We start from the raw sequence: 20522 nt of genomic DNA, 5'->3' as shown, positions 1-20522 counted from the left end.
AGAGAGAGGCCATGTTTTATCAAACTCAAAGCGATGAAGAAAGAAAACTTTATATCAAGCTGTTACAGATAACGGGTTCACTATCTAATTTATTTGCCGATTCAAAAAAACCATTTTTGTATTACAGAGCCATGGAAAATATCTTCTGCAAATCATTTGAAGCTACTAATTATGCTAGAAGTGATGTATCTGTAGACGCGGGAAAGGATCGGATAGGCATAGGGCTTAAAACATTTTTACAAAATAATGGAAAAACATTTCAAAAAGTTGCCGAATTTAATAGAGAATCTTACCTATTAAAAAACTTAAACGATGAACAGATAGTTTATAAAATAGCAGAGATGAGAAATGAGAGGATTAAAACGACTCAAAGGATCTGTCAGCTTAATGACATGATGTATCATCTAATAACTAGAGACTTAAATTGTATGGGAATATATGAAGAACCTATGGATCTAGTGGATATCAACGCAATAAAAGAGATAAAAAGGAAAAGAGAAACAGTTATTTCTTTCGAGGATGGTATACATGAATATGGTTACAATACCTCTAAAAGTACTCTGTTTAAGCGATTTAATACAACAGACAAAAGATTGATAGAAAGATTTGAAGTAAAGATACTCGAAGATCCTTTTGATTTCCTCTTACACTCAGACTTAAACGAAAAAGAAAAAAGTACATTAGAGGTTAACAATGATGTAACAGATTTTATAATACTCCCCCTTTACAGTCCCAAATTAGGAGAAGTTCCCAAAAAATCAGGACTTAACCAATGGAATGCAGAAGGAAGAAATAGAGATACGGACGAAGTTTATATACCAATTCCAGCATGGATTCATAAGGCAAAACCAGAATTTTTTGAATATAACACAGATGATTATAAAACGGGATCATTTGATGTTAAATTACCTAGTGGAGAGACACTCAATATGAAGGTAGCCCAACAGGGTGGAAAAGCCCTCATGAGTAACCCCAATAAAGCCTTAGGCAAGTGGATTCTAAGAGATATCTTAAACTTAAAGGATGGAACTCTGGTAAGGAAAGCAATGCTTGATACGATAGGGATCGATAGTATCATGCTTTCTAAACACACAGATGATTCATATTCTTTAGATTTTTTAAAAGCTGGGAGCTACGAGGATTTTGAGGAAGAATACGAAAAATAAACACTACGTGTTTATTTTTTTAAATGCAGTAATTTGCAACATGCCGCAGAATTTGGAGGAAATACTATATGAACAATAAAATAATAAGTTTGTTTGCAGGAGTGGGTGGCATAGACTTAGGTTTTGAGCAGGCGGGATTCGAGACTATTTATGCAAATGAACTAGACAAGAACGCGAGAGAAACTTATAAGCTAAATTTTCCAAATGTAAAGTTAGATCCTAGAGATATTAGAGAAATAAAAAAAGAAGATCTGCCACAAGATGCAGATATCGTAACAAGTGGATTTCCTTGTCAATCATTCTCTATTGCGGGATATCGAAAAGGCCTTGAAGACGAAGAGAATGGAGATCTCTTTTTTGAAACATTAAGAATAGCAAAAGCTGTAAATGCAGAAATTATATTCTTAGAAAATGTAAAAAATCTAGTGGGGCATGATAAAGGGAAAACATTCAGGATTATCTTAGAGGCTCTAGAGTCCAATGAATATTACGTGGATTACCAAGTTTTAAATGCCTTAGAATTTGGGAATGTTGCTCAAAATAGAGAAAGAATATACATAGTAGCATTTAAGAATAAAGATCACCTGGCTAAATTTAGATTTCCAAAGCCAATTGCACTAAGAAGAACAATTAGAGACTTCATAGATTTTGAAACCAAGCAAGACCCGAAATATTACTACACGGAAAAAAATTTCAAATATTACAATGAGCTGGTAAATGAAATGGATGACCCTACTACTCTCTATCAATGGAGAAGAAGATATGTAAGAAAAAACAAGAGTGGGGTATGTCCTACTCTCACAGCAAATATGGGAACAGGCGGACACAATGTACCTTTGATTGTGACTGATTCAGGAGAATACAGAAAGCTGACCCCCAGAGAAACCTTTAATTTTCAAGGGTTTCCTAAAGATTTTAAACTACCTGTTCTAGCAGCAGGTCATCTATATAAACAGGCCGGTAACTCTGTAGTAGTTGACGTAATAGAAAGAATCGCAAAAAATATAAAAGAGGCCATACAATAAAAAGTGGCTGATAGTCCGTTGGCTTATAGTCTACAAAATGGTATAATATCCTTAATTGGAGGTACTCATTTTGATTAAAAAAGCATTAGGACAAGAGATCAGACGCCTTAGATCATCACAAGGCTATAGCCAAGAGCATTTTGCTAAATTAAGTGGACTAGATAGAACCTATATTTCTGACGTAGAGCAAGGTAAAAGAAATATCTCTATAGAAAGTATAGAAAAAATAGCCAAGGCTTTAAACGTCACAATGTCTGAATTGTTTCATTTTTCAAGACCAATTCAAAAGACCATCATCCTAAACATAAATGAAGAACAGTTCGTCCTAGAAAGCAACGAAGAACTCACTTCTAATATCAAAGATCATATTGAAGCAATAGCAGATTATTTTTATGATGAAGATAACGACTGGTTTACGGAAGAGCTGTATGATATGTCTGAACTTGAAATAGCAGACCTATTTGAAAGGGTTGTTAAAGACGAAGTTGGTATTGAAGTGATTTTTAAGGCCATTGATTTAGAAGTGAGAATTAAAAACGACAACTATTATTAAAGGGAATATATAGCAAATAAGAAGGAAAGAGTGTCCTATAAAGTGGACTTAATCGAGTAATCATTTTGCTAGCCCGATTTTATTTACAGATATTTGTTCTATGCGGTTTACACATGTTTATGAATTTTTCGACCCAAGCTACCTAACTTTATTGTGACCCTTCTTATTTATTATAGGTCTTCCTCGCTTATGGGGTCCTAGACCCTCAAGGACTTCTTTCTCAACTTTGATATTCCATTGCTAACGTTTTATAGCCAGAATTTCCACATAAATAATCTTTGTTGATTTTTCTTCAGTTCACAACTGTAAATTGCCATTAAAAGACCCCCATAGGTTGGATCTCTTAATCCAGCTTTTGGGGGTCTTTGCATAAGCTCTTCGGAGCTTTTTTTCTTCACCATATAATCGTAGAATTATTTACATTGCAATAAATTTAGGTTTATTTTTGTTTAACGGGTATAATAAAACAAGATCATGATTGTGTCGTTGTAAGGGGGTTATCATGAAGAATGAAGTAAAGCGCGAAGGCGGTTTCCATTATGCGTGGGTTATTTTAGTGGTGGCGGCTTTGGTTTTAGGGGTGTATGTGCCCGTAGTAAACTCCCTATCCAACAGCTGGCAGATTGCCGTCACCGATGATCTCGGTTTTTCCAGAACGGCTTTTTCGTTTACAGGTACCATTACCCAAGCCGTGGGGATTTTTCTGGGTCCCGTGATTTCGGTGATTCTTACGAAATATAATTTTAAGCGCATATGGACGGGGGCGGCCATTACCTTTGCTCTCGCCGTTTTCGGCTATTCCCTTGCGCAGAATAAGTTTCATTTTTACGCCTTAGGCCTCGTCGTCGGCGCCGCTTATATTACCACGGCGCAAATTCCCATGATGATGCTCATCAACAACTGGTTTGCGGATAAAAAGGGCCTCGCCACGTCTATCGCCGTGTCGGGGATTTCCGCAGGGGGCGCTCTTTTAAGCCCTCTCGTCAACGGCCTCATCGCCAATGTGGGCTGGAGAATGTCTTATAGGGTGTATGCTCTGATTATTCTCATTCTCGCCGTGGTTTTCGGCTTTTTCTTAATTTATTTGCGGCCGGAAGACAAGAGCTTAAAGCCTTACGGTTATAAAGAAGAAGACGAAGGGCCTATTGATCGTACGAAGGATTCCAATAAATCTTTAAACGTCGGCCTTTCCATCGGTGCGTCCCTTTCCTGCAGCTTCTTTATTTTCCTGCTCTTGGGCTCAGTGATGAACGGCCTTGCCAACGGCGCGTCTCTTCAATTTCCCCCTGCCCTTCAGGAAGCGGCCGGCTTTCAAACGGCGGGCACCGTGGTGTCCATTTATCTTTTAGTCGGCGTAGCGGGCAAGCTTTTGCTCGGCCGCATTGCGGATAAATACGGCATTTACCACGCCTTAATTTTCGGCGCCGGCACCTTGGCGCTTAGTTTTGTGTCCATGCTCTTTGCCGGGCAAGTGTGGGGCCCGTGGCTCGTGGCCTTCGTCTTCGGCTTCGGCCTTGCCTTGGGATCGGTCTTGCCCCCGCTCGTCACATCTTCCATTTATGGGCGCGCCATGTACGGGGAAGCTTACGGCTTTGTGCAATCGTCCACTCAAATCGGCGCAGCCTTCGGCCCTCTTTTGGTATCGTATATTTTCGACTCGTCGGGAACGTACTATTGGGCGTGGCTCATTAACATCGGCTTTGCCCTCTTAACGGGCTTTTTATGGTTCCTTGCCCATAAAAATGCGGAACCCTTTGAAGGTAAAAGCGAAAAATAAAGGAGGCACTTATGGAAAAATATATTCCTATTTTAAAAGACCTTATCCAATTTGAATCGGTAAACGACGGCGAGGAAGAAGTCGCCCGTTACATCGCCGATTTATTTAAAGATTACGACAATGTGGAGACGGAAATTATAGATTCTTATCCCGGTCGCTCCAATGTGATCGTCAAATTAAAAGGCAATGAAAAAGGGAAGATCTTTGCTTTTTCGGGCCATTTAGACGTGGTGGCTCCCGGGGAAGGCTGGACGCATCCGCCCTTTGAAGGGGTTATCGAAGGCAATAAAATGTATGGACGCGGCACTTGCGATATGAAGGCCGGCGTGGCGGCGTGTCTTTATGCCCTTTTGGGTATTATAGAATCGAAAAAAGAATTTGACGGGGAAATTTGGTTTATCGGCACTGTCGGCGAAGAAGTGGGCATGCAGGGCGCCCTGGATTTAGTGGAAGGCGGCTATTTAAACGAGGTAGACGCCATTATCACCCCTGAGCCCACGAAGCGCGATGGGGAAAACCAGGGCATTTTCGCCTCCAAGGGCTCCATTATGTATGCGGTTCATTCGGCGGGGAAGGCTGCCCACTCCTCCATGCCGGAAATCGGCATTAACGCCATTATGGCTTTGGCGAATTTTATCCGTAAGGTGCAAGACGCATTCGATGCAGTCACCGCCGATCCCGCCCTTCAAAATAAAAATCTCGGCTCCACGTTAAACGTGTTTTCCATGATCGAAGGGGGCGTGCAATTTAACTCCGTGCCGGACAAGGCTGTGGTAAAGGGCAATATCCGCACAGTGCCGGAATTTGCATCGGAAGAAGCCATCGCCCTTTTGGAAAAAGCCATTGAAGAAAATAATCGCGACGAAAGCCGGGCAAAGTTAAGCTTGGAACTCATTCAAGTGCTGGACCCGGCGGAAGCGTCGAGAGAAAACGACTTAATCGACGCCCTCATCGAATCGGCGCCGGATAAAAACGTAAAGATCAAGCCCTTGATCGGCACCTGCGAACTCTCCCGCTTTATTCATATTTCAGACGATATTCAGCTCCTGGTTTACGGCCCCGGCCTTACCCAACAGGCCCACGTGGTGGACGAGTACATCGAGTTGGACGAATATGTGGATACGATCCGCATCTTTAAAGATACGGCCCTTACATTTTTGGCAAAGTAATTTATGACACATTACACTCGAAAGAAAGCCCCGGATCAGCGTTTCTCCCTTCACGACGCGCGGATTATCGCCATGGAGCGGCGTGGAGACGATCTTTTTTTGAAGACGGATTACGGCTATGCCGATATTGAAAAAAATGACGGGGTGAACGGCGATCTTTTAATAACCGATGTCTCTTTCGACGATTCCTATGTTTATATAATCGATTTCGGGAGAGTGGAAAATACGGGGCGCTTTTCAGGGGAAAAAATGACCCTGGAGGATTTTCTTCCTCGTTTTGCAGAGAACGCCGCTATCGAAGTCTACAGCGAATACGATGGCTTTCGCGCCTATTATGTAAACGGCTTTTACTGGTTGGGCGAGGAAGTGAAGGAAATCACTTTGGATTTCTATTTTACAGGCTCCGTAGAATATGTAGTTTATGAATAAGTGCAATAAAAAAGCGGCCGGGAAGGTCGCTTTTTGTGTTGGCGAGCAATTAGTCGCCCTTTCAATTAACAAGTGGATTCTGTGGTCGTATCCACTGTTTTTTAGTTGTCGTTAGCTTTTTCATCGCCGGTTTGGCTACAACTTGCGAGGATTAAAGCGAGGGCGAGGGGTACGATGGGTTTAAAATAACGTTTCAAAAAATCTCCTTTAGTGAGTAGAGTATTTAAAATGGAGAAGGAAGCCCTTTCACATTTTATGGTCTATTCATACTGCAGAGCGTGAAAATGAAACGTGTAAAAAGTCCGGGATCATTCAGAAATGGGCTTTTCGTTGACTTTACAGGGTCTAGGATTTAAACTAAATAAAGATATTTAAACTGACAGAATAATAAAAATAACCCGGCGCCGAGAATGTGCGCCCTATCGATACATTACTTAAAAGGAGAATCGGATGTTACGAATTTTGACAGACGACGGCGCGGATTTAACTTTTATTATGCGCGAAACCTACGACATAGAGGTGTTGCCCATCGGCTTAAATGACGGCGATCACGAATTTGAAGCCGGCCGCAGCATGGATGTGGACACTTTTTACGATAATATGCGCGCAGGCGTGCATTATGCCACATCCCGCGTGTCGGTTCCCATTATGGAATCTACTTTCCGCAACTATTTGGAAAAAGGCGACGAGATCCTTTATATCGCCCTGTCCTCGGCCCTGTCCGGTACATGGGAAGGAGCTACGCTTTTAGAGCGGGATTTGAACAAGGAATTTCCCGACAAACTGCGCATCGTCGATTCGCACGCCGCCAGTTTTGGCGAAGGGCTCTTGGCCATTAAAGCGTCTATTTTAAGAAGCCGCGGGGAAAGCTTAGATGCTATCGCCGATTACATCGAAAAAATTAAAACCGAAAGCTTTGAATTTTTTACCGTAGGCAGCTTGGATTACCTTCATCGCGGCGGCCGCGTGTCCAAGGCGACGAAGGTGGCAAGCGGCATGCTTCAAATTTTCCCGATTTTGGAAACCAACAAAGAATCGGGGGAATTAAAAGTAATCGACGTTCATCGCGGGGTAAAAGGGCTACTCAAAAAGCTGAAACAGTACATGAACGATAAAAGCGAAAACGGCGTCTTCAACCCCAATCAAACAGTGTATGTTTACGGCGGCGATTGGCAAGAGCGCGTGGATACGATTAAGCAATTTTTAATCGACGAAATGGGCGTAAAAGAAGAGAATGTTTTTACAGACCTTCGCGTCGGCAGTATTATTGGCGCCCACACGGGTCCTGAAATCGCCATCGTCACCTTTGGAGGCGTCGTCGACGATCTATCCATCGTGCCGCACAGCCTATAAATTTCATAAACAATGGAACGAGCCGGCGGATGTCGGCTTTTTTATTAAGGAAGAGGTCGCCGGAAAAACGGCGCCCACACGGGTCCTGAAATTGCCATCGTCACCTTTGGAGGCGTCGTCGACGATCTATCCATCGTGCCGCACAGCCTATAAATTTCATAAATAATCGGACGAGCCGGCGGATGTCGGCTTTTTTGTTGCCATAACTTTTCCGGAAAAAGCATCTGCTTATCGACGAGTGTCATAAAGTTGACAAATTTAAGACGATCATGTAATCTTAGGTCATATTATGTATAGAAAGGTATCTTGCGGCTATGTTATCGACACTTGAAGTTTTTGTACGCCTCCTTTCCGCCGTTGTGGCAGGCGGAGTTATCGGCATTGAAAGGGAGCGCCACAGTCAACCTGCCGGCTTTCGAACCCACATCCTCGTGACCCTGGGCGCCTGTCTGATTATGATTATTTCCACCACAAAATATGCGCCGGGCACCGTAGGAAACGATCCCATGCGCCTTGCCTGCCAAGTCGTAAGCGGCATCGGTTTTTTAGGCGCCGGCACCATTTTAAAAGAAGGCCCCACCATTCGCGGCCTCACATCGGCGACGGGTCTTTGGGTTTGCGCCGCCATCGGCCTTGCCTTCGGCGCAGGAATGTATAGAGAAGCCGTTTTAACGGCCGGGCTTTCCCTTTTTACCTTGACTTTTTTAATTCGCTGGGAGCGCAAACTTTTTAAAGATAAATTCAAGCAACAAGACCTTATGAAAGTAGGAACGGCATCGGAAGAAAACTACTTGGAGCTTTACGTTGTCCGCGATCTTTCCAAAGGGCTTGTAGAAGATATTGAGGATGCCCTGCGCGATCACCGCATGCTCGTGGCTCGCATCCACATTAACCGCGGCACGCCGCCGAAAGAAGTGGAAATCGGCGATCAAGGTATTTTGGAATTTACCATTTTACCCGAAGCCCATCAGGCGCGGGAGCGAATGGACGATTGCCTTCGAAAATTGCAAAAACTCCCCGGGGTGGAATCGGTCAGCGTCAGCGTCGCCGATTTGCGGGGAGCCATATAAGGTCCGAAAGGGCCTTTTTCTATTGGGAAAAGATGCAATAGGGGGAACCTGTGGTAAAATACGAGTATTAATAGAAAGAAAGGGCACGAGCGAATGGAAAAATTAAAAAACAACAAAGCCACACCTTTTGTCATCTTAGGCTTATTAAGCGCCATGATCATGATCATGACCTTTATTTTCGGATCAGGGGAAGGGGACATGCAGCGGACGTTGCTTGTGAGCTATTTCAACGATCCCCTGCTCCTCGCGATGAACCTTATTCCCATCATCGCCGTCTTTTTGCTGATCTACGCTTTAAGCGGCAGATTGTACCTGGGCTTTTTTGCGACGACGGCGCTTTTCTTCGCCATCGGCGTGGTGCAAAAATTCAAACTTATTTACCGCGACGAACCCTTTATGATTCCGGAAATCGCCCTCTTCCGGGAATCGGTGATGATGAAGGGCAATTACAACATTTCCATTTTCACATCCAATCCGCCGGCGGTCATATCCCTCGTGGCTATCCTCGCCATCACCTTTGCCCTCTTTAAACTCTATCCCCGGCCCTGGCGTGGAAAAATTCGCAGAAGAACTTTTCTCGCCACCCTCGCCCTCTCGGCGGTGCTCTTTCGAGGATTCACCGGCCCTTACTTTAACCCCGTGCTCTATGAAAAAGTAGGAAACGATGACATCATCAACATTTTCAACGACGGCGAAAAATACCAATCCAAAGGCTTGGTCTATCCTTTTTTATACACCGGGCGCATGCTTCTCGGCAATCGGCCGGAAGATTACGACAAAAAACTCGCCGAAATGCTTTGGGAAGAATATCGAGACCCGGTGATTCCCGAGGACAAAAAAGTGCACGTCGTGTCGGTGATGTTGGAATCCTTTGCTGATTTCAGCATTTACGAGGGAGCACCCATTTATAAAGACGTCTACAAAAACCTGCACCGCATTCAAAGAGAAAGCCTTCACGGCCGTTTGGTCGCCGATATTTTCGGCGGCGGCACAGTAAACACCGAGCGCGGCTTTTTAACAGGCTATTCCGGCGCCAACCATTCCGGCTCCGTAAATTATTTAAAAGATGTAAACTCCCATGTGCGCTATATGAAAAACAACGGCTACATTACCGAGGCGCTCCACCCGATCAAAGGCTGGTTTTACAATCGCTCCAGCATTAATCCCCGATTGGGATTCGACGATTACCTTTGCTATGAAAACTACTTCAAGCCCATCGAAGAGCAGTACGACATCGACAAAGGCCACGGCTACACTCGCGACAATCATTTTCTGCCGGAAGTGGAAAAGAGACTGGATGAGGCGGCAAAAAACGGCAACTATTACTTCAGCTACGCCCTCACCTATCAAGGCCACGGTCCTTACGCCGAATACGGTAGAGGCGACAGAGATTACCTTAAGCCGCTAAACGGCGAGCGCGACAAAAATTGGTGTATCGTAAACCATTATCTTTCGGATATTTACGCCACGGACAAAGCCTTAGGCGCATTCGTAGACAGCTTGCGAAAACATCCCGAACCGGTGGTTCTCGTATTTTTCGGCGACCACAAACCCTGGCTCGGGGAAGAGGAAAGCGGCTACCACGCCATGGGCATTAACGTGGATCAATCGACACTGGAAGGCACACTCAACTACTACACCACGCCCTATGTCATCTGGGCGAACCCGGCGGCCAAAGCGAAACTCGGTAAAGATTTTAAAGGCGAAGGACCGGATATGAGCCCCTTCCTTTTGATGAATTACCTTTACACCGCCATGGGCTGGCCGAAAGATGCCATGATGCAAATGCAGGATCACTATTTAAAAGGCGTTACAGTCTATCACGATCCCCTCGTTAGAAAAGACGGCGCCTATATAAACGTAAGCGACGACAAAACATTACAAGAAAATATTCGAAACTATCGCTCAATGGAATACTATCGCGCCGCCGAGCGCATAAAAGACAACAACTAGCCCTTACCACGTAAGGGCTTCTTTAAAAGGAGAAGATCATGGGAAACATCAAAACCATACAAGGGGACATTACCACCCAAAAGGTGGACGCCATCGTGAACGCCGCCAACGAACAACTTATGCGAGGGGGCGGCGTGTGCGGTGCCATTTTCGCCGCAGCCGGGGCTGAAAAACTTCAAAAAGCCTGCGACGCTATCGGCCACTGTGCTACAGGCGATGCCGTTATAACAGAGGGCTTCAATCTTCCCGCATCCTACATCATTCACACCGTCGGCCCCGTGTGGCACGGCGGAAAATCGGGAGAAGAAGACAAACTCAGATCCTGCTACATCCGCTCACTGGAAGTGGCGGAAACCAACGGATTAAAAACCGTGGCATTCCCCTCCATTTCCACGGGCATCTTCGGCTACCCTACGGAAAAAGCCGCCCAAACCGCCGTAAAAGCCGTGAAAGAATACTTAAAAGACAAAGACATAACCGTTCTATGGGTGCTCTTCGATGAGGAAACGAAGAGGATATATGACCGAGTGTTGGGGGAAGAAGTATAAAGAGGAGGTTGTGAAGTGAAAGCACAAGATGCTTTGTGGGCAAAAAAAGATGAAGTTTCAGGTGTACTCAAATGGTTACCTTTAATGCAACATTTAGAGGATACAGTAGGTGTCGCCATTCAACTGTGGAACCACTGGCTGGCGAAGGGCACAAAACAAACTATTTACAACGGTACGTCAATAGATGAGGAACAGGCAATCAATCTGGTCGCCTTTTTAGCGGCAAGCCATGATATTGGGAAAGCGACGCCGGCTTTCCAGACGATTAAAAGCCATCAAAGCTCGGCAAGTTTGGACGACATATTAATAGAGCGGCTTGAGAAGGTGGGCTATAAGGATTTATCGCATTTGGTACTTTCAACCAAGTCGGCAGTACACCATACGGTAGCGGGAGAGAAAATTTTGCGCGACTTCGGCGTCGATTCGGGAATTGCCTCCATCATCGGCGCCCATCATGGGAAACCTATAGACAACAGCGTAACACTGGATGAGCAGATAGCCTATGAAGCATATTACTATCAAGAGAGTGATCCGTCGGGCGAGACCCATTTGTTATGGAAAAAAGTTCAGCGTGAACTATTTCAATATGCCATGGATGAGGGGAGGTATCGATCGGTAGAAGAGATCCCGATTGTGCCGCAGGCTTATCTCGTTTTATTGTCAGGCCTTATCATTATGGCAGATTGGATTGCAAGTAATACATATTATTTCCCTCTTATCGATATTGGAGAGGAAAAAGTAGAAGATGCCGAGAAACGACTGGAGAGAGGATGGAGCCTTTGGGAACAGAGCGATTTATGGGCTCCGGAGGTAAGTTCGGACATCGTTCAACTGTACGAGGATCGATTTGGGTTTTCGCCGAGAGTAGAGCAAAAAATTTTTTCAGAGATCATTGCGGCAACTGATGAACCCGGCATTTTTATATTTGAAGCACCCATGGGTAAAGGAAAGACGGAAGCAGCTCTTATAGGAGCAGAGCAGCTGGCAGTAAAAACAAATAGGAGCGGTTTATTTTTCGGGCTACCTACCCAAGCCACGTCCAATAGTATGTTTACGCGAATAGAAGATTGGCTGGAACGCACAATGAAAGGTACGGCATCCATTCAATTAGCCCATGGGAAAGCTTCCCTCAATAAAGCATACTCAAATCTTGCGGGAAAAGGTCATTTAATCGATGTAGACAGTGCTGAAAACGGAACAGTTATCGCTAATGCATGGTTTCGCGGTAAAAAGACGACGGCATTGGATGATTTCGTCGTCGGCACGGTAGATCAGTTTTTACTCGCCTCCTTGAAGCAGAAACATCTTGCATTACGCCATTTAGGATTCAGTAAAAAAGTGGTGATCATCGACGAAGTCCACGCATACGATGCCTATATGAGTGAATATTTACTCGAGTCCATATCCTGGATGGCGGCTTACGATGTGCCCGTGATTATCCTTTCAGCGACACTACCGGCCGAAAGACGGGAGGCCATGGTAAAAGCTTACCTAAAAGGAAAAGGAATTAAATGGAAAGAAGTCGAACTTCCGGAAGAGGGGTTACAAGGAGAAGAATATCCTTTAATTACCTATACCGACGGAAAAAATGCCTATCAATTTAAAGATTTTCCCGCTTCGGAGAATATGACGATTTCCCTAACGCCTCTTAAAGAAGAAGAACTCTACGATGTAATCGAGGGATTGGTGGGCCCGGGAGGGGTACTGGGAATTGTCGTCAACACTATTGGACGAGCGCAAAGAATCGGAAAAGAATTAATGGAACGCTATGGCGACGAGGTTGTTAGCGTATTGCATTCATCCTTTACGGCGATAGATCGGGTAAAAAAAGAAAATGAGTTAATGGAAATTATAGGCAAGGATAGCAGCAAAAAAGGTGTACGGCCCGATAAAAAAATCATCGTCGGCACTCAAGTCATCGAACAATCTTTAGATATCGACTTTGATGTCATGATTTCCGATTTGGCACCTGTAGATCTTTTGATCCAAAGAGCCGGGAGGTTACATCGCCACAAAGAGACAGTACGACCAGAGCATCTTTTGGACGCTCGATTATATATTATGGGTATGTCGAATGAAGAGTATGAATCAGGATCTGAGCACATTTATGGTGAGTACCTGCTCAGAGAAACAAAAAAGAATTTAAAGGATACTCTATTTTTTCCGGCAGATATTTCGCCGCTTGTACAAAAGGTTTATAGGGAACTGGGAGATAGATCGGATTTGGAAACGGATCATGTTATGGGGAAATTCCTTCATGAAAAAGATCAAAAACAGCAGAAAGCAAGAGTGTTTAGGCTATCATCTCCGAAGCGAACGATTAAAAAGAAAAGCGACGGTACACTGACAGGATGGCTGAAAAATGACTTAAGAGGCGCGACAGAAGAAGGAGCATACGGTCGCGTGCGCGATATCGATGAGAACTTGGAGGTAATCCTTTTAAAAAAATGGGAAAACGGTTATGGATTTTTTGAAGATGACCGAGATATATCACAACAAATAGATGACCCTGCCATCGCTATGGCCATCGTTTCTCACACCGTTCAACTTCCCAAAAGGGTCGTCGGATATGGTGGGAAAGCTATGGATAAGACCATTGACTTTTTGGAGAAACATACCCTACAATATTTTATAGATTGGCAAAATGACCCGTGGCTAAAGGGATCGCTGGCTATTCTTTTTAATGAAGACCAAACGTTTTCACTTAATGGATATCTTTTGCGTTACGATACACGTTACGGGCTGACCTATGAAGGGATGTGAGGAATGGCACGATTTAATTTAATCGATGAACCTTGGATTCGTGTTGTTACGGATTCGGGAGGAGAAACGGAAGAAGTTTCGTTAAAGGAACTGTTTCAGAATGCGCACCTTTATATTGGATTAGCAGGTGATATGAAAACACAAGATTTCGCCCTGCTTCGATTATTATTGGCAATTCTTCATACGGTGTTTTCTCGCGTCGATGCACAGGGAGAAATTTACGAATGGATTGAATTGGACGAAAGCTTCCGTCAATTGAATGAAGTCGATGAAGACGATATGGAAGATTATGCCGGTGCGCTTTACAAAACGTGGAATGATCTGTGGAAAGCGGGAAAATTTCCTAAGGCGGTCGTAGATTATTTAGAGGCTTGGCACGATCGTTTTTACTTATTTGATGAAGAGTATCCATTTTATCAAGTGAGTTTTAAGGTTCTTTCTAAGAATAAGCTTAATCAAAAATCTCCGACTTCAGTATGTGGAAAAAATATTAACCGAAGAATCTCAGAAAGTGGAAATAAAAAAGTTTTATTTTCTCCGAAAAATCGCTATGAAGAGTATAGTGATCTGCTTTCAGAACCTGAACTTGCAAGATGGCTGATAGCTTATCAAAATTATTCTAATAAATCTGATAAAGCTGTTTTTGGAAAAGGATATGACGTAGGGGTTTCTAAGGGATGGGCTTTTGAATTGGGTGGAATCTATTTTAAGGGAGATAATTTATTTGAATCTCTTCTGCTTAATTTAACTCTCGTTAGACAAGATCAAGAGGAAAGCTTGTATTCTCAGAAGCCATGCTGGGAATTTGATCCAGATAACCTCATTGAAAGATATCTTCGAGGGAGTTCGGATCCCCGAGCCATTGACAATTTGGCAGAACTTTACACTGTATGGAGTCGCGCTATTTACATTGACCCATCAATAGATATGAGTAAAAATTTTCAATTTGAAGTTGTAAAGCTTCCGGATATTCAGATCACGGATTATTTTATTGAGCCAATGACCTTATGGAAACTGCATAAAACGGGGGCGCAACGCAATCATACAACACCATATGTTCACAAAGAAGAATGGTCTCTTTGGCGGTCTTTCGGCTTGCTCAGCGGAAATAATGATGAGAGAACGCCCGGTGTTATCCAATGGGTAAGGAATGAGGAGATCAAGGATGCGCTTGACTCAATACAAGTATGTGTAGTAGCTGTAAGCATGATTTGGGGCGGAAACCCAACTTCCCAAATTCCCGTGAATGAAGTAGTAGATACCTTAATGCTCCACGAAAGATTACTTACAGATCTATCGGAAAATGGATGGGAACAGCGTATAAGAGATATTGTCGACCTTACCAATCATGTCGTACGAAGTACTTATGGCCGTTTTCTTTACGATATAGAGGACATTCGAAACTTGAAAAACAGCGGGCTCACTTCAAAAGAGTTGGCGCGGCTCTATTATGTGATCGATCAACCCTTTAGAGAATGGATTGCATCCATTGAACCTGATAAAGATCGGGAAGTGCAGTTGAACGAGTGGAAAAAGATACTTAAGAAGTTGGTTAAACGTGAAGCTGACCGTCTCGTCGCTCAGGCCGGGCCAAGAGATTTTACGGGGCGCATATGTGATGGAGGAGGTGTCGGAGAAAGCGAAGGTCGCTATAAAAACATCGCCATATCTTATAATGCGTTTTCATACTTTTTAAATAAGCAGCTGGATGTCAAGGAGGGGTGAGATGGGATCAAAAATAAACAAAGGAATGGAAGTTCAGAGAGTAGTAGATAATATTATCGACGCCTTGCAGCAATCGCTTGGCACGTCTGCAGGGCGCGCCAACTTGGCGAATCTCCGAAACTCAATCGGAAGGCCTATGTCTCAGTCGGTACAAATTTGGCCCTTAGTTTACGGCTTTATGCCGGAGTATTTTTTAGGCGACGGTATGAGGATTACCTTTCAGGAGCGAGCTGTTTTTACGAGTTTAGGATTATATGCCATTCATCAACAGGGAAAAGCTCAAACGGTAGCATCGCGCGAAGAAAAAAGACGTACCGTCGGTGAATCGTTCAGACAATTGCGAATGGAGGAGGATTCAAAGGCGGTTGATCGTCGTTTCAATGCACTGATCACCGCCCAAACGTACGACGAACTAGTCCATTACTTACGCCAAATGATTAGCCTTCTAAAATCAAAAACCGATACGACAATTGATTACGGGAGACTGGCGCAGGATCTCTATTGGTTCCAAAGAGGATATGAAGAGAAATTACGCCTTTCATGGGCGAGAGATTATTATCGCATAGAAAAAAATAAAGAAGAAAAAGGAGCTGAGGAAAATGAATAAACAACGCTTATTTGTAGATGTCCACGCTATTCAAACGGTACCCCCTTCCAATATAAACCGAGATGACACGGGGAGCCCGAAAACAGCCCTTTATGGCGGCGTACGTCGTGCAAGGGTGAGTTCCCAAGCGTGGAAAAGAGCGATTCGACTATATTTTAATGAACATAATGGCAGCACTAATGTAGGAGTTCGTACAAAACAAGTAGTCGATTTTGTTGTGGAGAAAATGATGAATTTGGATCCCGATATAAGTGAGAAAGAAGCAACGGACTTAGTAACAAAAACCTTTAACAGACTGGATATCAAAACGAACCTAGTTGATGACAGGATGAAAACACAAGTTCTTCTTTTTCTAGGCGATGCACAGGCAAAAGCTTTAGCGGAAGCTGCACTTTCGGGAGTAAAAGATAAAAAGAAATTACAAGCCGTATTAAAGGAAAATCCTGCTGTAGATATTGCTCTTTTCGGTCGAATGGTAGCCAAAGTCCCTTCTTTAAAGGAAGAAGCTTCATGCCAAGTAGCTCATGCTATCTCCACTCACGGCGTCCAAACGGAATTCGACTTCTTTACAGCTGTTGACGATATGGCGCCGGAAGACAATGCGGGAGCGGGTATGTTGGGTACAGTGGAGTACAATTCCTCTACTCTTTACCGATACGGAAACATTGCGGCTCACGAACTCCTCAAACAACTTGGCGATAAAGAACAGGTTATCCGATCGATCTGCCTGTTTGTAGAATCATTTGTAAACGCCATGCCCACGGGTAAAATCAATACATTTGGTAATCAAACGTTACCGCAAGCCCTCGTCGTCGTGCTGAGAGAAGATCGCCCGGTGAACCTCGTAAGTGCCTATGAAGAACCTGTACACTCCGTGTCGGGCTATGTCAAACCATCAATTGAAAAACTATTTAATGAAATGGAAAAAGCGGAAGTTTTCGTGCAGCCACCCAAAGCCGTCCTCTATCTAAACGTAGACGACAGCAATGGACCGGAAGCGGGAAAGAGGGAGAATTTGAACGATCTACTCGAAAGTTTAAAGACGAGTTTGGAACAAGCAATAGATTAGAGGTGAGAGAGTGAAGACGATCTTGCTTAAATTAGCCGGACCGATGCAGTCCTATGGCACATCGTCGCATTTTGAAACGAGAGCAACCGATCCTCACCCCTCGAAAAGTGCGATGATTGGAATGGTAGCGGCCGCATTAGGTTATCGACGTGATGAAACTGAGAAGATTCGGAGATTAAATCAACTAATGTTTGCTGTGAGAACCGATCACGAGGGTGAACTTCTGAGAGATTATCATACGGTAGAAAAAAATAGAAAATTAGAAAAAAAAGATAGTACGTATGTAACGAATCGATACTATTTAGAGGATGCCGTTTTTGTCGTCGCTCTCGGAAGTGAAGATAATGAACTGATCGAACAAATTCGACAAGCTTTAAGAAGCCCATATTTTCAACCTTATTTGGGAAGACGAAGCTTGCCGCCAACCTACGATTTTCTTCTGGATACGGTAGAAGGAGGACCCATCGAGGCGCTGAAACACTATCCTCTTCAAGGCCCTCGTTCCGTTATGGATCATAAAACGGTTACTCTTTACGGCGATCTTGAACTCCTGCCGTCGAAGGCATCAAATTTAAGAAATGATTACGTTCAGTCCTTCGATCCAAGAGGAAGAACATTCGGATTTCGCGGAGAGGGTTCGATGGAGATACAGCTTAAAGAGAATGAGCACGATGCTTTTGGCGCACTATAGGAGGATGCAATGTATTTGACAAGAGTGATGCTCGATGTTGAGAATCGTAGAAAAATGAAACATGCCTCCCATATCGGTGCAATCCATAGTCTTATCGAAGACAGCTTTCCTGAGGAAAAACAGATTGGAATCCGTACGAGAAAATTATGGCGCATTGATCCCTTAGGCGGTAAGCGCTATCTCCTGATTGTGAGCGAAAAAATGCCGGATCATAATGCCCTGGATACTATCGGCGTGAGGGGGAACATTCAGACGAAAGATTATGAGCCTTTTTTAAGTCGCCTGGAAAATGGAATGACAGCCAGATTTCGCGTCAAACTCAACCCCGTTTGGTCATCCAGAGATGGAAAAGCAAAGGGAGAGCGGGGGCGTGTAGTACCCGTTCCCGACGGCGAACAAAAACAATATCTTCTTAATCGAGCTGAACAAAACGGTTTTTCGCTTAAAGAAGAAGACTATGACATCGTCGAGCGGGGCGTCGAACTTTATCGCAAAAAAGGACAACAAGATATTTACCTGAAAAAAGCCGTTTACGAAGGCATACTGACGATTACCGATAAAAGAGCGCTCGAGCGTGTGCTTCGAGAGGGAATGGGAAAGAAAAAAGCATACGGCTTCGGTCTTATGACCCTTATTCCAATGAAAGTACTATGATAGAAAAAAACATTGGCGCACTGAAGGCTGAATTAAAAGAACTGCCGCGAATAGGCGACCGCGTAAGCTTTCTCTATATTGAGCATGCCACAATCAACCGAAAAGACAGCGCCCTTTCGGTGAATGATCGCCGAGGTATTATTTACGTTCCGGTTGCCATGATCGGCGTCCTCTTGCTGGGGCCGGGTACCGACATTACGCACAGGGCCATGGAAATACTCGGTGATGTAGGTACGAGCGTCATATTGGTAGGCGAACGCGGCGTGAGACAATACGCTCATGGGCGCGCCCTTGCTCGTTCGACGCGAATGCTGGAAAAACAGGCGAACCTCGTAACCAATCGTAATAAACGACTTGAAGTAGCTCGCAAGATGTATCAAATGCGATTTCTTGGAGAAGACACTGCAGGTCTTACCATGCAGCAATTAAGAGGGCGAGAAGGAGCGCGCGTACGAAGCACCTATCGTCAATACGCCAAAAAATACGAAGTTGAATGGGACAAAAGAACTTACGATCCCGATAATTTTCAAGATGGCAATGTGGTAAATCAAGCACTTTCAGCTGCCAATGTAGCACTTTATGGAATTGTGCACAGCGTGATCACGGCACTGGGAATGTCGCCGGGACTGGGGTTTGTTCACACAGGTCACGATCTATCATTCGTATACGATGTGGCGGATCTATATAAAGCGGATCTCACCATACCTCTGGCATTTAAAATTGCATCGGAGCACGATGAAAATGAAGATATAGGTGCCATAGCCCGAAGAGCGGTGCGAGACGCCGTGGCCGACGGAAAGCTTATGGAGCAAATCGTAAAAGATCTTCAAAAACTCATGGAAATCGAAGCGGAAGATCAGTGGGAAGTCGAAACCATCAGTTTATGGGATGATAAAGACCGCTTAGTAGCTCATGGCGTAAGCTACAAAGAATACGACGGAGATATTTAATATGCCGATGACAGTGATTACACTCACCAAAGTACCTCCGTCACTTCGAGGTGATCTTACGAAATGGATGCAAGAAATTGCCACGGGCGTCTATGTAGGCAACTTCAACTCGGCCATTCGCGAAAAACTTTGGCAGCGCGTGAAAGACAATCTTAAATCGGGAGAAGCTACATTAAGTTACAGTTGTCGCAACGAAATAGGCTACGATTTTGATATCGGTCATGGAAATCGCGAACGACTCGATTACGATGGTGTTCCGTTAGTTTTTATAAAAAAAGAGCACTCCGAATCTACGGAATGCGAAATAAAAAAAGGCTTTAGCCGGGCTGCTACCTTTCGAAAAGCAAAGCGGTTTGCCGGAGCAGGAAAAATGGAAAGATCAAGCCATTCTTCCTACATTGTCTTAGACTTAGAGACAGATGGTTTGGATGAGACAAAGAACACCATCATAGAAATAGGGATGATAAAAATAAAAGGTGATGAGAGAGAAACATTTCATGCCTTAATAAAAAGTGAAAGTAAACTACCGGAAGAAATCATCAAACTTACGGGCATATCCGATGAACTTCTAAACAAAGAAGGAATACCGCTGGAAAAAGCGCTTAACGATGGGATTAACTTTTTGGGTGATGATCCCATTGTAGGATATAATGTAGGCTTTGATATCGGCTTTATGAATCGAGCACTTACTAAAGCAGGGAAAGAGATACTGAAAAACAAGACAATTGATTTAAAGCAACTTGTTAAAAGAGAGAAAAAATTTCTTAGAAGCTATCAATTGCAAACAGTCATAAAAAACTATAACATGGATCATACAGTACCTCATCGCGCATTAGAAGATGCTGAAATAATTGCGGAACTTGCGACGAAAGTAAATGAATTTTTAAAAATTCAAAAAAGTAATGGCTTAAAATAAGGGATCCTTAACTAACCTACCCGCACACGCGGGGGTGATCCCGGGTGATTAGTTTTACTCGCAAGGTTACGCGGAACCTACCCGCACACGCGGGGGTGATCCTG

Annotated in this window: 18 protein-coding genes; all 18 read left to right on the top strand. The window is 43.9% G+C overall.

Annotated features, from left to right (window positions below; genetic code table 11):
- Nucleotides 1–11 precede the first annotated feature (11 nt).
- The gene (locus HMPREF1863_RS00090) at nucleotides 12–1166 is read left to right on the top strand and encodes a phospholipase D-like domain-containing protein (RefSeq protein ID WP_068365972.1); all 1155 of its coding nucleotides are present in this window, start codon (nucleotides 12–14) and stop codon (nucleotides 1164–1166) included.
- A gap of 68 nt (nucleotides 1167–1234) precedes the next feature.
- Complete coding sequence (dcm, locus tag HMPREF1863_RS00085) at nucleotides 1235–2191, top strand: DNA cytosine methyltransferase (RefSeq protein WP_068365969.1); 957 nt, start codon at nucleotides 1235–1237, stop codon at nucleotides 2189–2191.
- A 70-nt stretch (nucleotides 2192–2261) separates the two neighbouring features.
- Nucleotides 2262–2744, top strand: coding sequence for a helix-turn-helix domain-containing protein (locus HMPREF1863_RS08795; RefSeq protein WP_083508439.1), 483 nt, complete (start codon nucleotides 2262–2264; stop codon nucleotides 2742–2744).
- Nucleotides 2745–3246: 502 nt separating this feature from the next.
- Nucleotides 3247–4521 carry an MFS transporter gene (locus HMPREF1863_RS00075; protein ID WP_068365967.1) on the top strand — a complete coding sequence of 425 codons (1275 nt, stop codon included), beginning with the start codon at nucleotides 3247–3249 and terminating at the stop codon, nucleotides 4519–4521.
- Nucleotides 4522–4532: 11 nt separating this feature from the next.
- Nucleotides 4533–5690 (top strand): ArgE/DapE family deacylase, encoded by a 1158-nt coding sequence (locus HMPREF1863_RS00070; RefSeq protein WP_068365966.1) that lies wholly within the window; start codon nucleotides 4533–4535, stop codon nucleotides 5688–5690.
- A 3-nt stretch (nucleotides 5691–5693) separates the two neighbouring features.
- Entirely contained in the window at nucleotides 5694–6119 is a 426-nt protein-coding gene (locus HMPREF1863_RS00065) for a hypothetical protein (RefSeq protein ID WP_068365965.1), read from the top strand.
- 450 nt (nucleotides 6120–6569) lie between these two features.
- Complete coding sequence (locus tag HMPREF1863_RS00060) at nucleotides 6570–7472, top strand: DegV family protein (RefSeq protein WP_068365963.1); 903 nt, start codon at nucleotides 6570–6572, stop codon at nucleotides 7470–7472.
- Nucleotides 7473–7786: 314 nt separating this feature from the next.
- Nucleotides 7787–8542: an MgtC/SapB family protein gene (locus HMPREF1863_RS00055; RefSeq protein WP_068365960.1), complete on the top strand. Its 756-nt coding sequence runs from the start codon at nucleotides 7787–7789 to the stop codon at nucleotides 8540–8542.
- A 93-nt stretch (nucleotides 8543–8635) separates the two neighbouring features.
- A complete protein-coding gene (locus HMPREF1863_RS00050; protein WP_068365958.1) occupies nucleotides 8636–10495 on the top strand; it encodes an LTA synthase family protein in 1860 nt (619 codons plus the stop codon).
- A gap of 38 nt (nucleotides 10496–10533) precedes the next feature.
- Nucleotides 10534–11043 (top strand): macro domain-containing protein, encoded by a 510-nt coding sequence (locus HMPREF1863_RS00045; RefSeq protein ID WP_068365956.1) that lies wholly within the window; start codon nucleotides 10534–10536, stop codon nucleotides 11041–11043.
- 15 nt (nucleotides 11044–11058) lie between these two features.
- Nucleotides 11059–13806, top strand: a complete 2748-nt coding sequence (locus HMPREF1863_RS00040) for a CRISPR-associated helicase/endonuclease Cas3 (RefSeq protein WP_068365954.1) — start codon at nucleotides 11059–11061, stop codon at nucleotides 13804–13806.
- Between the two features lie 3 nt (nucleotides 13807–13809).
- Nucleotides 13810–15531, top strand: a complete 1722-nt coding sequence (locus HMPREF1863_RS00035; protein ID WP_068365952.1) for a type I-E CRISPR-associated protein Cse1/CasA — start codon at nucleotides 13810–13812, stop codon at nucleotides 15529–15531.
- Between the two features lies 1 nt (nucleotide 15532).
- Nucleotides 15533–16138 carry a type I-E CRISPR-associated protein Cse2/CasB gene (gene casB, locus HMPREF1863_RS00030; RefSeq protein ID WP_068365950.1) on the top strand — a complete coding sequence of 202 codons (606 nt, stop codon included), beginning with the start codon at nucleotides 15533–15535 and terminating at the stop codon, nucleotides 16136–16138.
- Nucleotides 16131–17207, top strand: a complete 1077-nt coding sequence (gene cas7e / locus HMPREF1863_RS00025; protein WP_068365945.1) for a type I-E CRISPR-associated protein Cas7/Cse4/CasC — start codon at nucleotides 16131–16133, stop codon at nucleotides 17205–17207. The genes casB and cas7e overlap by 8 nt, the downstream gene beginning before the upstream one ends.
- 10 nt (nucleotides 17208–17217) lie before the next feature.
- Nucleotides 17218–17898, top strand: a complete 681-nt coding sequence (gene cas5e / locus HMPREF1863_RS00020) for a type I-E CRISPR-associated protein Cas5/CasD (protein WP_068365944.1) — start codon at nucleotides 17218–17220, stop codon at nucleotides 17896–17898.
- 9 nt (nucleotides 17899–17907) lie between these two features.
- Nucleotides 17908–18552: a type I-E CRISPR-associated protein Cas6/Cse3/CasE gene (gene cas6e, locus HMPREF1863_RS00015; RefSeq protein ID WP_068365943.1), complete on the top strand. Its 645-nt coding sequence runs from the start codon at nucleotides 17908–17910 to the stop codon at nucleotides 18550–18552.
- A complete protein-coding gene (gene cas1e, locus HMPREF1863_RS00010) occupies nucleotides 18549–19502 on the top strand; it encodes a type I-E CRISPR-associated endonuclease Cas1e (protein ID WP_198142683.1) in 954 nt (317 codons plus the stop codon). Before cas6e ends, cas1e begins: the two co-directional genes overlap by 4 nt.
- 1 nt (nucleotide 19503) lies before the next feature.
- Complete coding sequence (gene cas2e / locus HMPREF1863_RS00005) at nucleotides 19504–20418, top strand: type I-E CRISPR-associated endoribonuclease Cas2e (protein WP_068365942.1); 915 nt, start codon at nucleotides 19504–19506, stop codon at nucleotides 20416–20418.
- The last annotated feature ends 104 nt before the right edge of the window (nucleotides 20419–20522 follow it).

Source organism: Aedoeadaptatus coxii (genome assembly GCF_001553115.1).
GTDB classification, from domain to species: domain Bacteria; phylum Bacillota; class Clostridia; order Tissierellales; family Peptoniphilaceae; genus Aedoeadaptatus; species Aedoeadaptatus coxii.
Note: the sequence above shows the minus strand (reverse complement) of the source record. Positions and strands in the feature narration are given on the sequence as shown.